The 15231-nt window shown below is 38.8% G+C and carries 13 protein-coding genes; 3 read left to right on the top strand and 10 right to left on the bottom strand.

Features of this window, described 5'->3' with window-relative positions:
* Positions 1–121: 121 nt before the first annotated feature.
* The 3 genes from H5161_RS13185 to H5161_RS13175 all read right to left on the bottom strand — a co-directional run bounded on the left by H5161_RS13185 (position 122) and on the right by H5161_RS13175 (position 5200).
* Positions 122–2851, bottom strand: coding sequence for a response regulator (locus H5161_RS13185; protein WP_182769485.1), 2730 nt, complete (start codon positions 2849–2851; stop codon positions 122–124).
* 244 nt (positions 2852–3095) lie between these two features.
* Entirely contained in the window at positions 3096–3812 is a 717-nt protein-coding gene (ssb, locus tag H5161_RS13180; protein WP_024598062.1) for a single-stranded DNA-binding protein, read from the bottom strand.
* Positions 3813–3832: 20 nt separating this feature from the next.
* Positions 3833–5200, bottom strand: a complete 1368-nt coding sequence (locus tag H5161_RS13175; protein WP_077536176.1) for an MFS transporter — start codon at positions 5198–5200, stop codon at positions 3833–3835.
* A 162-nt stretch (positions 5201–5362) separates the two neighbouring features.
* Between H5161_RS13175 and uvrA the strand changes: the two genes are divergently transcribed.
* Positions 5363–8188 (top strand): excinuclease ABC subunit UvrA, encoded by a 2826-nt coding sequence (gene uvrA / locus H5161_RS13170; protein WP_182692803.1) that lies wholly within the window; start codon positions 5363–5365, stop codon positions 8186–8188.
* 153 nt (positions 8189–8341) lie between these two features.
* On the opposite strand, the gene trpS is transcribed toward uvrA, so the two are convergent.
* From trpS to rpe, 3 genes are read right to left on the bottom strand one after another with little or no spacing between them, the layout of a single operon-like run.
* Positions 8342–9346, bottom strand: coding sequence for a tryptophan--tRNA ligase (trpS, locus tag H5161_RS13165; RefSeq protein WP_002958388.1), 1005 nt, complete (start codon positions 9344–9346; stop codon positions 8342–8344).
* 32 nt (positions 9347–9378) lie between these two features.
* Complete coding sequence (locus H5161_RS13160) at positions 9379–10044, bottom strand: phosphoglycolate phosphatase (protein ID WP_182738468.1); 666 nt, start codon at positions 10042–10044, stop codon at positions 9379–9381.
* The gene (rpe, locus tag H5161_RS13155; RefSeq protein WP_182753514.1) at positions 10044–10727 is read right to left on the bottom strand and encodes a ribulose-phosphate 3-epimerase; all 684 of its coding nucleotides are present in this window, start codon (positions 10725–10727) and stop codon (positions 10044–10046) included. The genes H5161_RS13160 and rpe overlap by 1 nt, the downstream gene beginning before the upstream one ends.
* A 161-nt stretch (positions 10728–10888) precedes the next feature.
* Between rpe and H5161_RS13150 the strand changes: the two genes are divergently transcribed.
* Complete coding sequence (locus tag H5161_RS13150; protein ID WP_002958385.1) at positions 10889–11185, top strand: hypothetical protein; 297 nt, start codon at positions 10889–10891, stop codon at positions 11183–11185.
* A gap of 3 nt (positions 11186–11188) precedes the next feature.
* Complete coding sequence (locus H5161_RS13145; protein ID WP_002958384.1) at positions 11189–11374, top strand: DUF2970 domain-containing protein; 186 nt, start codon at positions 11189–11191, stop codon at positions 11372–11374.
* Here H5161_RS13145 and H5161_RS13140 read toward each other — a convergent pair.
* The 4 genes from H5161_RS13140 to aroK are packed head-to-tail and all read right to left on the bottom strand — an operon-like array spanning position 11331 to position 15211.
* Positions 11331–12188: a Dam family site-specific DNA-(adenine-N6)-methyltransferase gene (locus tag H5161_RS13140; protein ID WP_002958383.1), complete on the bottom strand. Its 858-nt coding sequence runs from the start codon at positions 12186–12188 to the stop codon at positions 11331–11333. The genes H5161_RS13145 and H5161_RS13140 overlap by 44 nt on opposite strands.
* 53 nt (positions 12189–12241) lie before the next feature.
* Positions 12242–13594: an SPOR domain-containing protein gene (locus H5161_RS13135; protein WP_182753516.1), complete on the bottom strand. Its 1353-nt coding sequence runs from the start codon at positions 13592–13594 to the stop codon at positions 12242–12244.
* On the bottom strand, positions 13595–14665 hold the full coding sequence (aroB, locus tag H5161_RS13130; RefSeq protein WP_182769484.1) for a 3-dehydroquinate synthase: 1071 nt from the start codon (positions 14663–14665) through the stop codon (positions 13595–13597).
* Between the two features lie 27 nt (positions 14666–14692).
* Positions 14693–15211, bottom strand: coding sequence for a shikimate kinase AroK (gene aroK, locus H5161_RS13125; RefSeq protein ID WP_004589350.1), 519 nt, complete (start codon positions 15209–15211; stop codon positions 14693–14695).
* Between the last annotated feature and the right edge of the window lie 20 nt (positions 15212–15231).

The raw sequence follows: 15231 nt of genomic DNA, 5'->3' as shown, positions 1-15231 counted from the left end.
ACCGGTGAGGAAAATTCTATTTTATGAATTGTCTTTTTAAGTTATCCAAAATAGGCTCAAGCCAACGGACGATATTACGATAGGTACTTAACATGGATAATTATTAAATCACTTTAACGGCTCAGTTATTTAAACAGCGGATTATAGTTTCACGTAGATTTTTAGCTTTAATAGGCTTTGCAACATGGGCGTTCATGCCAATGGATAAGTATCGTGTAATATCATCTTTCATAACATTAGCTGTTAAAGCAATTATTGGAATATTTGCGATTGCTTTATCGCTATCGTTACGAATAATTTTACTTGCCTCAACCCCATCCATAATAGGCATATGAATATCCATCAAAATAATATCGTACGATTGGGATTTCACGGCTTGAATACATTCTAGTCCATTGTCGACCAAATAAATTTGAGCATCTGCATTTTCTAGTATGTTTGTAACTATTAGTTTATTGATCGAGTTATCTTCCACAACTAATATTTTGATACCTGCTAACGGCTTTTCACTTACAGTATTTCCTAAAGGCACTTCATTCAGAGAGCCTACTACTTTACTTTCAATCGCCTCATACAAAACACTCGTGTATACAGGTTTCTGCAAAATAGTTTTTATACTTACTTTTTTGGCTCCATTATTTAGTAAACTTTCGTCACTCATTATAAGCACAATAGTGTTGGCATAAAGTTGAGGGTTAATATTAAAAATGCGTATTAAAAAAGTTTCGCTACTCATTGATGGCATTGCCCAGTCGACAATAATAACTTTAAATTTCTCTTTATTGTGTTCAATAATATCAATAGCTTGTTTAGCAGATTGACAGGCCGTACATGCTAGCCCCATAGCCGTTAGCTGATTTCCAATTACCTTAAGATCATCTTCATTATCATCTACAATTAGTACTTCAAACGCATCAGTAAAAGTTAGGTTAGGAGTATCATCAATTAACGCTTGGTTATTCAGTTTCACCTTAATTGAAGCTATAAATTCACTACCTACACCTTGAGTGCTTTTTACCGTTATATCTCCCCCCATCGATTGGCATAAACTCTTACTAATTGTTAAACCTAACCCTGTACCACCAAACTTCCTAGTTGTAGAACTATCTGCCTGAGTAAATGATTCAAATAAATTACTAAGATTATCCTCAGCGATGCCAATACCTGAGTCTTTAACTGTAAAATATAAGCAAACACTTTGCGGATCGTCTAATAACTTTCTTGACTCAATTAAAACCGATACAGTGCCGTGAGGGGTGAATTTAATTGCGTTAGAGCATAAATTTAACAGCACCTGATTTATTCGCACTACATCGCCGATTAAGTCCAGTTTAACTGCCTCATCAATGACAATATCAAATGTGACCCCTTTACTTTGGGCCAATTCATTGAAGGTTGCTTTGATATAATCAACAATCGAATTTACAGAAAAAGGAAATTCCTCAAGGTTAATGTTTCCAGACTCAATTTTTGAAAAGTCTAAAATATCGTTAATAACCACCAGGAGTTGATCTGAGGAGTATTTAATTTTATCTAAATAATACTCATACTCACCAGGTAAACCTTTTTCGAGCAAAATATTAGTCAAACCAATAATCCCACTCATAGGGGTTCTAATTTCATGACTCATATTTGCTAAAAACTCAGACTTAGCGGATGTCAGATGCTCTGCTTCTTCCTTGGCGTGCAAAAGCTCTTCAGTGCGCTCTTCAACGCGCGACTCTAATCTTTGCTTTTCTTCATCAAGCTCTTTTAAAAGTTGAATGCGGCGTTGATTTAAAAACAATACGAAAACTAAAAAGCTGCTAAGAATACAGATAATTACAGTAGCGCTGTAAATCAATGTTTTATTTTGCTCAAAATAGGTTGGCTCGTAATAAGATATAATCGACTTTTCTGGCAAGCTTTGTGAAGCTATATCGAACTTGTTTAATTGACGCCAATCGTAAGTATAAACACTTAGTTCTTCACCACTGATTGCACTTAGGCTTTTATTTTCATTGTATAAAATTATCGAATCGGCAATACGTGCGCCTATTTTTTCACCCGACAACACATACCCACCAACAACACCTGAACCTAATAGTACCTCCCAATAACTAAAAACGGGCGCTGAACTTGCTTCAGCTAATCGCTCTACTAGCTGATAAGGGCTAAGAGATTTATTATCGTAATACCTGAAAATGGGTGTAAACAATATAATTGAATCATCTGGCGCATTTTTTATTCTAGTGAGTAGCTCTGGCATTGAAAGATCAAACCACTTTTCTACGTCTAAATACGAAAAGTCACGGTTAATAACCGAAAATAGCCCTCGATAAAAGCTCATCCCAATATCATTTTTTGTATCTAATATAACGATTAATTTTTTAGGCTTCATTAAATTAACAGCGCTTGCTGTTGCTTGCGCGTAGTCTAATTTAGCTTGGATCACTGCTCCATTGGTGCTTTCAGGTAAACTAAATTGAGCGCCTGGTTCTAAATATATTCTTGGAGCATTTATAAAAAAATCATCTAATTGCGATAAAAGTACAGCTGCAGAAGGCGACTGAGTAACAATGATATCTATGTGCTTATTTTTATATTTTTGCTTAAGGTAGTCCTTCATTAACTGTTTTTGATTTGCTTCATCAAAGCGGTTTACATCCATATTTTCAACGAAGAGTTCATAACTAAAAGAACGTTCTATAAGTTTTTTACGCAGTCCAGAATCAACACTTTTGTGCCAAGGCATATCTTGGTTTGTTGAATTTATAAATAAAACATGAGTAACATTTGAAGAAGATTGAGCGTTTGAAATTGGACTCAAAAATAGAAAAACAAGAAATAAAAATAAGATATTAGTTTTCATGTCTCTCATTGTGTAATTAAGGTAAAAGTCTTTTAATGGTAAGTGTTAACGATATATATATCAATTAAAGATAATGTAAATTTCACCATAATTTAACATGCTTACTAATACTATTTCATTTTATTGCTTAATGACGATATTCATTGATAGTTCTTGGGTGCCCTCACTAAACAACCCGTATAAAAAAGCCCCGTATGAACGGGGCTTTTCTATAATAAATCTTTACACTGTAAAGGTTGGGACACTAGAACGGGATATCATCGTCAAAATCAATGGTCGGTTCCATTGGGTTTGATGCACCACCTTGCGGGGCGTTTTGCGGTTTAGGAGCGAAGCCACCTTGCTGTTGTGGGGCACTTTTTTGCTGTGGTGCATAACCACCTTGCGGCTGATATTGATTACTTTGCTGCTGTGGTGCTGGAGCCGGTTTTGGTTGTGCTGCTGGTGCGGCTTGTTGCTGTGGATTATAGCCACCTTGCTGTGCGCCTTGACCTTGGTTATTTTGACCGTAACCACCACTTTGTTGACCACCTTGCGGCTGATTACCTTGGTAACCACCACCTTGTTGGCCGCCTTGATTACCTTGATAACCACCGCTTTGCTGATCGCCACCGCGTGCGCCAAGCATTTGCATTTGACCTGTAAATCCGTCAACTACAATTTCAGTTGTGTATTTTTCTTGGCCTTGTTGATCGGTCCACTTACGTGTTTGAAGTTTACCTTCAACATAAATTTGTGAACCTTTACGACAATATTCACCAACAATTTCAGCTAATTTGCCAAAGAATACAACACGATGCCACTCAGTTTTATCAACCATTTGGCCAGTGTTTTTATCTTTATAGCTATCCGAAGTTGCTAAGGTAATATTTGCTACACCGTTACCGTTAGGCATATAACGAACTTCAGGATCTTGCCCTAAATTACCAACCAAAATTACTTTGTTCACACCGCGTGCCATGGAACCATCTCCTATAAATGTTAGATTAAACCAGCGACTTTACGCGCTTGGTCTAGGTCAAATTCTTTATCATTAATCTTTAAATAGCTGCGACTTTCATCGCGAACCACTGTTGCTTCTATTACGCCAGGTAAAGCAACTAACTGAGAAGCAAGTGTTTGAGCATGCTCTTCAGAATCTAATTTGGTCATTAAACTAATAACTTTACTTTTGGGTGGGACTTGCATTTTCCACGCAATAATAAGCCATATTAACCCAACAAGTGCTGCTGCCGCAAACACAGCTTGCGTCGTTGTAGTTTGTGCTACATAACCACCTAACATACCGCCTAAAAAGGCGCCTAAAAACTGACTAGATGAGTAGCCCCCCATTGCTGAACCTTTTTGGCTTGCAGGTGCAATACGCGATACAAGTGCAGGCATTGTGGCTTCTAAAAAGTTAAATGCTACAAAATAAAGTAGCATACATACAGCAATACCTACTACGCTATTTACCCATACCGACATTGCTAACATACTTATAGTTAATAAGGCTACTGAGCCAATAAAGGCTTGTTTTTCTTTCTCTTTTTTAATAGCCACTATCATTATTGGGACCATTAATAAAAAAGCTAAAAACAACACTGGAATATATAAATACCAGTGATGATCGGCAACCAAGCCATCTTTAATGAGTTGACTCGGCAATACCACAAAGATTGTGGTTAGGGTTAAATGCAATAGCAGCACACCTGCATTTAATCGCGCTAACTGAGGGTGTTTAATTAGTTTTTTAATATCACTAAAGCTTGCTAACGTATCGCCTTTGGGTGCTTTATTTACCGCATTTGGCACTAGCATAGTAACAATAAATATACCAAAAACAGCTAAAATAGCAGTCAGCCAAAATACGCCGGCAATGCCCCACGAAGCTGCAACAATTGGCCCCAATAACATAGCAAACGCAAAGCTCATTCCTATGCTCATACCAATGACAGCCATTACTTTTGGTCGTTGCTCATCGCGGCTTAAATCTGAAGCAAACGCGAGTAGCGCACTGGCTATTGCGCCCATACCTTGTAAAGCGCGGCCTACCGTAACCATTTGAATAGAATCTGCTAATGCAGCCACTACCGATCCAATAGCAAATACAATTAAGCCACCTACAATAACCTTTTTACGACCAATTTTATCGGATAATCGGCCCATAGGTATTTGTAATACGGCTTGCGTTAAACCATACGCACCTATAGCAAAACCAATCCAAATAGGCGAAAAACCTTCAAGCGATTGTCCATAAATAGCCAATACAGGCATCAGCATAAACAAGCCGAGCATTCTAAATGCAAACACACTCGCCAGTGATACAGCGGCGCGTTTTTCTCGTGAATTAAGTGAAGATGCGGTCATTATCTGCGTGATCTTACTCTATGAAAAATTGAGGTTGGGATTCTACCATAAGCTTGGCAATAATTAATCGCCTATAAGTAAGGATTTTTCATTGATCAAGGATTAATATTGCTTCGTATTATGCGATACTGAGTAAATAATTTTGGTAACAAACGAGATAGCATGGAAAACATTGAAGTCCGAGGCGCCCGAACGCACAATTTAAAAGACATCAGCCTAACCATCCCACGTGATAAATTAATAGTTATTACGGGTCTATCTGGTTCGGGGAAGTCATCACTTGCATTTGATACGCTTTATGCAGAAGGACAACGCCGATATGTTGAATCACTCTCTGCGTACGCAAGACAATTTTTATCGCTCATGGAAAAGCCTGATGTGGATCACATCGAAGGCCTCTCTCCTGCCATTTCTATTGAGCAAAAGTCAACGTCTCATAACCCGCGTTCAACCGTAGGTACTATTACCGAAATTTACGATTACTTACGACTTATGTTTGCCCGCGTTGGCGAACCACGATGTCCTACACATGATTTACCACTTGCTGCGCAAACCGTTAGCCAAATGGTAGATACTGTTTTGGCTCTACCTGAGGGCAGTAAATTAATGCTGCTTGCGCCAATAGTAAAAGAGCGTAAAGGTGAGCATGTTAAGTTATTAGAACAGCTATCTAGCCAAGGTTACATTCGCGCCCGTATAGACGGTGAAGTATGTGACTTGTCTGATCCACCAACGCTTGAGCTTCATAAAAAACATACAATAGAAGTTGTTGTAGACAGATTTAAAGTAAAAGATGGCTTACAACAACGCTTAGCAGAATCGTTCGAAACTGCACTTGAAATGTCTAATGGTGTTGCACATGTAGCATACATGGACGATAGCAGCGCTGAAGAGATTCTATTTTCAGCAAATTTTGCCTGCCCTACTTGTGGCTATGCAATGACTGAACTTGAGCCGCGTTTGTTTTCGTTTAATAACCCAGCTGGTGCTTGTCAAACCTGTGATGGCTTAGGTATACGCCAATATTTTGATCCTAATCGCGTAGTGCATAACCCAGAGTTAAGCCTTGCTGGCGGTGCAATTAAAGGCTGGGATAAACGCAGCTTTTATTACTATCAAATGCTGCAAGCGGTTGCAGATCATTACAATTTTGATTTAGACGTGCCTTATCAAGATTTAGACAGCGACTCGAAAAAAATTATTTTAGATGGCTCTGGTAGCACTAAGATTGCGTTTAATTACCGTAACGACCGTGGCGATTTAATTACGCGTAACCATGAGTTTGAAGGCGTTTTAAACAACATGAATCGCCGCTACCGCGAGACCGAGTCAAACTCTGTACGCGAAGAACTTGCTAAATACCAAACAAGCCAAGCGTGTCCTAGCTGTCATGGCTCGCGCTTACGCGAAGAATCTCGAAATGTATTTATTGGACAAACCAACTTACCTGCAATCACATGCATGAGTATTGGTGAAGCCATGGAATTTTTTGAAGGTTTAGAGTTAACCGGACAAAAAGGCCAAATAGCTGAAAAAATATTAAAAGAAATTCGCGACCGCTTATCGTTTTTAATTAACGTTGGCCTAAATTATTTATCACTTGAACGTAGCGCCGATACATTATCAGGTGGTGAGGCTCAACGTATCCGCTTAGCCAGTCAAATTGGTGCCGGTCTTGTAGGTGTAATGTACGTACTAGATGAGCCATCTATTGGATTACATCAACGCGATAACGACCGTTTATTACAAACATTGGTCCATTTGCGCGACTTAGGTAACACCGTTATTGTGGTAGAGCACGATGAAGATGCTATTCGTGCGGCAGATCATATTATTGATATTGGCCCAGGTGCGGGTGTTCATGGTGGGCATATTATTGCTCAAGGTACGCGCGACGATATTTTAGCAAGCAAAGAGTCTGTTACGGGCCAATTTTTATCAGGCGTACGTAAAATAGAAATACCAAAAGAGCGTCACCCAACGAACGACAAATGGCTAGAGCTATTTGGCGCAACGGGTAATAACCTTAAAAATGTGGATTTAAAAATCCCATTTGGTTTAATGACCTGTGTGACAGGTGTATCGGGCTCAGGTAAATCAACGCTAATAAACGATACTTTATTTAAACTTGCTCATACAGAGCTAAATGGCGCAACCACTGCCGAAGCGGCACCGTATAAATCAATTAGCGGTTTAGATCATTTTGATAAAGTGATCGATATTGATCAAAGCCCAATTGGTCGTACTCCTCGTTCAAATCCGGCAACCTACACAGGTATATTTACCGGTATTCGTGAGTTATTTGCAGGCACACAAGAAGCGCGCTCACGTGGCTACAAAGTAGGTCGCTTTAGCTTTAACGTTAAAGGCGGACGCTGTGAAGCGTGCCAAGGTGACGGCTTAATTAAAGTTGAAATGCACTTTTTACCTGATGTGTATGTACCGTGTGATGTATGTAAGAGCAAACGCTATAACCGCGAAACGCTCGAAGTCCAATACAAAGGTAAAAACATACACCAAGTACTTGAGATGACTGTTGAAGACGCGCATGAGTATTTTGACAAAATACCGGCTATTGCCCGCAAGCTTAAAACCTTAATGGACGTTGGTTTATCGTATGTCCGCTTAGGTCAAGCCGCTACCACGCTTTCAGGTGGTGAGGCGCAACGTGTAAAACTAGCACGCGAGCTATCAAAGCGTGATACTGGTAAAACACTCTACATATTAGATGAGCCTACAACAGGCTTACACTTTGCTGATATTGAACAGCTGCTTGTTGTATTACATCGCCTGCGCGATCACGGTAACACCATTGTGGTTATTGAGCACAACCTCGATGTTATTAAAACAGCAGATTGGGTTATTGATTTAGGACCTGAAGGCGGAGCTGGCGGCGGTGAAATACTCATTGCAGGTACACCAGAAGAAGTGGCCGAATGTGAGCGTTCACATACTGGGCATTACTTAAAACCTCTATTAAATAAATAGAGGTTTTACTTACTCACCATAAGTAAAGGTTGTGTTAAGTACTCTAGAATTATAAAGTGGCGAGAAAATCAGCTTCTATATAAAGTATAATTATACTAATCAGTATTATATAAAAAATGCCGCTAACAAGCGGCATTTTTTATTTTAATAAACTTACCCGCGAGGAATAAAACCAAGCGCATCGTATACCGATTTCAATGTTTTCTCAGCACGTACACTTGCTTTTTCAGCACCTGACTTCATTATGCCATCAAGTAGGTTTTGATCTTCTCTGATCTCTTTAAAGCGTGCTTGAATTGGCTCAATCATATTTACAACTGCATCTGCTGTATCTTTCTTTAAATGGCCATACATTTTATCTTCATACTCAGGAACTAGGTCTTCAATTGAGCGCTTAGTTGCAACACTCAATAAAGTAAGCAAGTTTGATACGCCAGGCTTTTCTGTGCGATCAAAATATATACGTGCTTGTTCATCTGAATCAGTTACTGCTTTTTTAAGCTTTTTCACAATTTGCTTAGGCTCATCTAATAACATGATGTAACCATTTGGGTTTTCGTCAGACTTAGACATTTTTTTAAGTGGATCTTGCAAGCTCATTACGCGTGCACCAAACTCAGGGATATACGGCTCTGGTAATTTAAATACGTCGCCATATAAATTATTAAAGCGTGTGGCTATATCGCGAGTCAGCTCTAAGTGTTGCTTTTGATCATCCCCTACTGGTACTTGATCAGCTTGGTATAATAAAATATCCGCAGCTTGCAATACTGGATATGAAAATAAGCCCACGTTTACGTTATTTGCGTGCTTAGATGACTTGTCTTTAAACTGAGTCATTCGATTAAGCTCACCCATTTGCGCGTAACAATTTAATACCCACGCCAATTGTGCGTGCTCAGGTACTTGCGATTGTACAAATAACGCAGATTTTTCAGGATCAATGCCACATGCCGCGTAAAGAGCAATACCATCTAACACTCGAGAGCGCAGTAATTCAGGCTCTTGGCGAACCGTAATAGCGTGTAAGTCTACTAACATAAAGAAACTTTCGTGGTCTTCCTGTAACTTTAGCCACTGGTTAATAGCGCCAACATAGTTGCCTATTGTCATACCACCGGTTGGCTGAATGCCGCTTAAAACTACTGGTTTACTCATGATTTTCCTTTATTTTGCTTAATGAATAATATTTAACGCTGCGTTAGAACAGGTATTATATCTAAGAAGTTATCGCATAGGTACTGCGGATTATAATCCTCAAGATTTTCACCTTGGTTATAGCCATAACTAAGTGCAATTACGTCTATATTAGCGGCTTTAGCTGCAAGTATATCGCTTTTAGAATCACCTATCATTATTGCTTTATTAGGCTCCGCATTTAGTTTTTTGCAGGCAAATAGCAATGGTTCTGGCGATGGTTTTTTTGCCATGTCGTCACCGCATACAACCACATCAAAATGACTCGTTAGTGCCAATTTTTCGAGTAGTTTCTCTGTAAAAATTCGAGACTTATTAGTGATTAATGCTTTAGGCATACCGCGAAGTGCTGCAAGCCCTGTTTCTACATGTTGGTACAAAACACTATACTCACCAACTTGCTGTTCATAATACTTATAGAACTGTAATATTGCTTTGCCACTAAGTGACTCATCTAAATTTTCACTCACTTGCATATCGCCACTCAAAGCGCGTTTTACAAGGACTTCAACCCCATTACCAATCCAACTTTCAACCAAGCGTTGACTAACAATAGGAAAAGCAAAATCGCTCAAGGTTAAATTAATAGCGATATACAAGTCGTAAACGCTATCAACCAAAGTACCATCTAAATCAAATAAGGCGACATCGTACTTCATTACTTAACACTTCCAAGCTGCTCACGCATTTGATCAATCACTACTTTGTAATCAGGTTGATTAAAAATAGCTGAGCCTGCAACAAACATATCAGCACCCGCTCGAGCCGCTGCTGCAATATTATCGACTTTAATACCACCATCAACCTCTAAGCGAATATCTCGGCCTGATTCAATAATACGCTGTTTTGCTTGGCGTAATTTTTCAATCGTATGAGGGATAAAGCTTTGCCCGCCAAACCCAGGATTTACCGACATTAGTAAAATAGTATCTAGCTTATCAATAACATGGTCTAAATAACTTAGGCTTGTTGCTGGGTTAAACACTAAGCCTGCTTTACAGCCGTGATCTTTAATTAACTGTATTGTACGATCGACGTGCTCACTGGCTTCAGGATGAAAAGTAATAATAGAAGCACCAGCCTCAGCAAATAAAGGTATTATGCTATCTACAGGCTTAACCATTAAATGTACGTCGATAGGTGCTGTAATACCGTAATCTCTTAGTGCTTTACACACCATAGGACCAATTGTGAGATTAGGTACATAGTGATTATCCATTACATCAAAGTGAACCACATCAGCACCCGCTTCGAGAACTTTATCAACATCTTCGCCTAGCTTTGCAAAATCAGCAGACAAAATAGAAGGGGCTATTAAATATTTTTGCTCTGGGTTAAACATGATTAACTCCATCAATAAATAGTGTATTGCGTTAATGTAACTTAATTGAAGATGTTACCCAAGTAATATGGTGTAATAGCCCCCATTTTAGGTAACTTTAAGTTTGATATTTAACCAATATTTGCTATGATTAAAAAAGTAACAAATTATTGGATTTCATCATGCGTGCTTTTAAAATTGGGATATTAATTGCGTCGGCATTACTGCTTATCGGGGCGTTTAGCTTTGGTTCAAGCTCTGAGCAAGAATTAAGCTCAGTGAGTAATTGTCATAATACACAAGTGGTAAGTGCTCAAAACACTTTAACTGCGTGTATTAAAGCTGAAGAAGAGTCATCATGGTTTTCGTGGTTAACTGGCGATAGCCGTAGTGCTCAGTTTCATTACCTTGATTTACTGGAACTACTTACTAGTTCTGAAGATTCTAAAAACGCTCCTTCTTTAAAACCTTTATTTTAAATAATGCTACAATTTTTTAGCGCGTTGCAAAGTGTGCTAGCTGCATTTTTTGGTGTTCAGTCTGAAAATAAACGCCAAGTCGATTTTAAACAACACTCCCCTTTATCCATCATTTTAATTGCGATTGTACTATTTGTTGCTTTTGTTATCGCAATTTACGCAGTGGTTGCTTGGGTGCTAAATACATAGCCATCAACTCGTCAACTTTATTTCTAGAGCCACCTTTGGGGCTAATAGTGCGCTTTACTTGAATTTGTTCAAGCGATGCTTGGCTATAAATTTTACGCGTCCACACGGTATCGTGGTTTGAAATAAGCACAGGCGTGTTATTTTCAAATGCGGCTTGTTCTGCCAAATTAGCTAAGTTAGCCTGATCATCTAAATTAAAACCCCCTTTAGCGTATGACGTAAAAGAAGCGGTTTTACTTAATGGCACATAAGGTGGGTCGCAATAAATAACAGCATTGTTAGGCACTAACTTAAAAACGTCATCGTAATCTAAACAAGTGAACGTTGCTTTTTGTGCTTTTTCAGCAAAAAAATACATTTCTTTTTCAGGAAAGTAAGGCTTTTTATACTTACCAAAAGGCACATTAAAAATGCCTTTTAAATTATACCTACACAGTCCGTTGTAACCATGGCGGTTCATGTATAAAAACAAGATTGAACGTTCGTATACATCACGGCTTTGATTAAACTGCACACGATATTCGTAATACGCATCTGCGTGATTATTCAAATCAACAAATAGCTTTTTAGCGTCACTAATAAGCTCATCTGGAGAGCTTTTAAGCTCTTTATATAAGTTAATTAAGTCTGCATTGATATCGTTGAGGATATAGTGCTTAAAGTCACTATTTAAAAACACAGAGCCTGCACCAACAAAAGGTTCAACCAAAGTATCAGCATGCTTGCTAGCTTGGTTTAATCGCGCATTAATGTTTTCAACTAGGCTGTATTTTCCGCCGGCCCATTTAAGGAAGGCTCTACTTTTTTGCTGCATTGGCTCTTTACTTCAATCTGGTGTTGCGCGATTTTACACTAAAGCAGTGTGTTTTACTGATCAACGACTGCTATTTCTTGCTTTATTTTACTAATTTTTTTATAGAAAGGTTTATTTTTTCTAACCCCAGGGGGTAAAGTATCCATTGCTGATTTTGCCTCGTTTATACTCTCAAAGCTGCCAAATGTAACAACCCACCATATTTGATTATTTCGCTTCGTTTGGTAAGTGTGTGCTTGCTGCTGTAGATTGAATTGAGCAATGAAATTATCGCGAACTTCCTGCTGAGTTACCGCTAATAATTGAATAACACTATTTGTATCTGCTTGCTGCATGTACCAAATATTATCTTGGCTGATCTGAGTTTGCTCTGCTGTATTTACTTTCTCTACTTTTAGAGCTTTAGATACAACGTCACCTGCTTCACTGCTTTTGTTTTTAACGCTATTATCAATAGCATTATCTAATACCTTAACGGTATTTGCAGGTTCGGTAAGACTTTGCATGATAGCAGGCACATCATTAATGTGTACGCTCTCAGGCTCAATATCTGGCTCAACTCCTTCAGGGTCATTTAAGGTAACTACTGAGTCATTTTGCTTTATAACCGGCTCACTCACTTCCTCTACAGATATTGCTGTATTTAGGACTTGTGTTTCTTCCTGCTGATAATATTGTTGCCACCACTGCGTCATATCAGACTTATAAAGCAGACCAATAATTAAAAGCATAATTAACAACATCAAAATCAATAAGTGCAATCGCCAAGATACTTTATCTTTAACGATAATATCGGCTATGTGCTCACTAGGTTGCCAAGCAAGCAATAAACTGGGGTTACCATGAGCCTCGGCTAAAAAAGTACTAAAGACAGGGTCTTCATCATAAGGTAAATCAGTAAAGTACCACTGCAATAACATCTTGCTTTCTCGAAGCGTCAGTGGCTCCAAGTAAATTTCGACAGCATCATTTAAAGCAAGTTTAGACTGTGATGCAATTATGATATACAACGTATTAGGGCTATTTTTAGAAAGCAGCTCAAGCTCAATTAGTATCTCTTCAGATAATTGCCTACCGCCATCAAGCACCCATAAACAAGGTCCGCACTGCTGTTGCTCAAGCAGCTGGTAATAGTTTTCAGGTAAACTTAAATTATGATCAACTAAAGGGGAATTAAAGCTTTGCTCTAATAAATCGCTCATTAGCTGAGCGTCAGTCATTTGTGCACTTACTTGCACAAACGCTTTATTAAAGTCATTGTATTTATCTGTAATGAAGGTTTCGAGCATATAACTTTTACCTAGCCCCGATGTGCCAAGTAAAACTATTAAATTTTGTCCGTACTCAAATTGCAGTGCGATTCTATCCACCAAAGCCGCACGGCTTGGTAAAATTTGTGACTGCATTTACTGCTCGATTAAGTCTCTAACTTGGTCATCAGAGACATCATCAACTAATGCACACTGGCCAAATTGGGTAGGTAGAATAAAGCGTATAGTGCCTCTTTTATTCTTTTTGTCTTTACGCATATGCGTTAGGAACTGCTCGCTAGTCATTTGCTTCGGAATTTCTGTTGGTAAATTATATAGCTCAAGCAACTTAATAATTCGATCAACTTCACTTGCGCTTAAATCTTGGCGTGTCTTGGCAAGTTTAGCTGCTAATACCATGCCTGTTGCAACAGCTTCGCCATGTAACCAAACGCCGTAGCCCATTTCTGCCTCAATTGCATGGGCAAATGTATGACCTAAGTTTAATAAAGCACGTAAACCATGCTCTTTTTCATCTTGCGCAACTATAAGTGCTTTTATTTCACAACATCTAAAAATAATATGCTGTAAGCATGTTTCATCTAGTTGCTGCAAATTAGCTACGTTTCGCTCTAAGTATGCAAATAATTCGGTATCGTAAATCAGACCATACTTAATTACTTCAGCCATACCTGCTGCAAACTCTCTTGCTGGTAGGGTGTGTAATGTTTGTGTATCAATAAAAACCGCTTGAGGCTGATAAAATGCCCCTATCATATTTTTACCTAAAGAATGATTTACTGCCGTTTTACCACCTACCGATGAGTCAACCTGTGAAAGCACTGTCGTTGGTATTTGAATAAACGGTACGCCGCGCTGATAACACGCCGCTACAAAACCAGTTAGATCACCTATAACACCGCCACCTAACGCAATTAAGCACGTATCTCGGCCACAGTTATTTTGGAGTAAAAATGCTGATATTTTTTCAAACCATTCAAGTGATTTATATTGTTCACCGTCAGGAATAATAAAAGATAGCGGATTTTGATCTGCTAATGAGTCAAGTAACCCTTGTAAATATAAAGGCGCTATTGTGTCATTAGTAATGATGATAGGCCGACAATCACCAATGTGGTGAACCAGGCGGCCATTATCTTGAAGTGCAGATTGCCCAATATAAATAGGATAACTTCGCTCGTCCAAATTAACTGTTAATTTAAGCATGCTTAGTTATTTCCTTATTATTGGTTTTTAAAAATCTAATTTCTCGATGATTTGGTTAGCAACAACTTTAGCGCTTTGCTCATCGGTACGTACAACAAAATCGGCAACTTCTTTGTATAGGGGCTCGCGTTCTTCAGCTAAGCGCTCTAGTACGTTACGAGGTGCTTCTTCAGTTTGCAGTAATGGGCGACGCTTGTCGCGTTGCGTGCGTGCAACTTGCTTTTCTATAGGTGTCTCTAGGTATACAACGATACCTCGAGCCGAAAGCTTGTTTCGAACTTCTTTGCTCATTACTGAACCACCACCGGTAGCAAGTACAATACCTTGCATCTCGGTTAAATCGCCAATAACAGACTCTTCTCGAAGTCTAAAGCCTTCTTCACCTTCAAGATCGAATACCCATGCAATATCTGCACCTGTGCGGCGTTCGATTTCTTGATCAGAATCAACAAATTCAAGGTGTAATTGGTCAGCGATGTGACGACCAATCGTGCTTTTGCCAGCCCCCATGGGGCCAACTAGAAATATATTACGTTTCTCAGCCATATCTTTTAGTACAAACAAAC

Origin of the sequence: Pseudoalteromonas sp. SG43-5, assembly GCF_014164345.1 — a bacterium.
GTDB lineage: Bacteria > Pseudomonadota > Gammaproteobacteria > Enterobacterales > Alteromonadaceae > Pseudoalteromonas > Pseudoalteromonas distincta.
Note: the sequence above shows the minus strand (reverse complement) of the source record. Positions and strands in the feature narration are given on the sequence as shown.

Coding starts and splice junctions, on each gene's coding strand:
- H5161_RS13185 (WP_182769485.1), bottom strand. CDS start 2,851: ATGAAAACTAATATCTTATTTTTATTTCTTGTTTTTCTATTTTTGAGT.
- ssb (WP_024598062.1), bottom strand. CDS start 3,812: ATGGCACGCGGTGTGAACAAAGTAATTTTGGTTGGTAATTTAGGGCAA.
- H5161_RS13175 (WP_077536176.1), bottom strand. CDS start 5,200: ATGACCGCATCTTCACTTAATTCACGAGAAAAACGCGCCGCTGTATCA.
- uvrA (WP_182692803.1), top strand. CDS start 5,363: ATGGAAAACATTGAAGTCCGAGGCGCCCGAACGCACAATTTAAAAGAC.
- trpS (WP_002958388.1), bottom strand. CDS start 9,346: ATGAGTAAACCAGTAGTTTTAAGCGGCATTCAGCCAACCGGTGGTATG.
- H5161_RS13160 (WP_182738468.1), bottom strand. CDS start 10,044: ATGAAGTACGATGTCGCCTTATTTGATTTAGATGGTACTTTGGTTGAT.
- rpe (WP_182753514.1), bottom strand. CDS start 10,727: ATGTTTAACCCAGAGCAAAAATATTTAATAGCCCCTTCTATTTTGTCT.
- H5161_RS13150 (WP_002958385.1), top strand. CDS start 10,889: ATGCGTGCTTTTAAAATTGGGATATTAATTGCGTCGGCATTACTGCTT.
- H5161_RS13145 (WP_002958384.1), top strand. CDS start 11,189: ATGCTACAATTTTTTAGCGCGTTGCAAAGTGTGCTAGCTGCATTTTTT.
- H5161_RS13140 (WP_002958383.1), bottom strand. CDS start 12,188: ATGCAGCAAAAAAGTAGAGCCTTCCTTAAATGGGCCGGCGGAAAATAC.
- H5161_RS13135 (WP_182753516.1), bottom strand. CDS start 13,594: ATGCAGTCACAAATTTTACCAAGCCGTGCGGCTTTGGTGGATAGAATC.
- aroB (WP_182769484.1), bottom strand. CDS start 14,665: ATGCTTAAATTAACAGTTAATTTGGACGAGCGAAGTTATCCTATTTAT.
- aroK (WP_004589350.1), bottom strand. CDS start 15,211: ATGGCTGAGAAACGTAATATATTTCTAGTTGGCCCCATGGGGGCTGGC.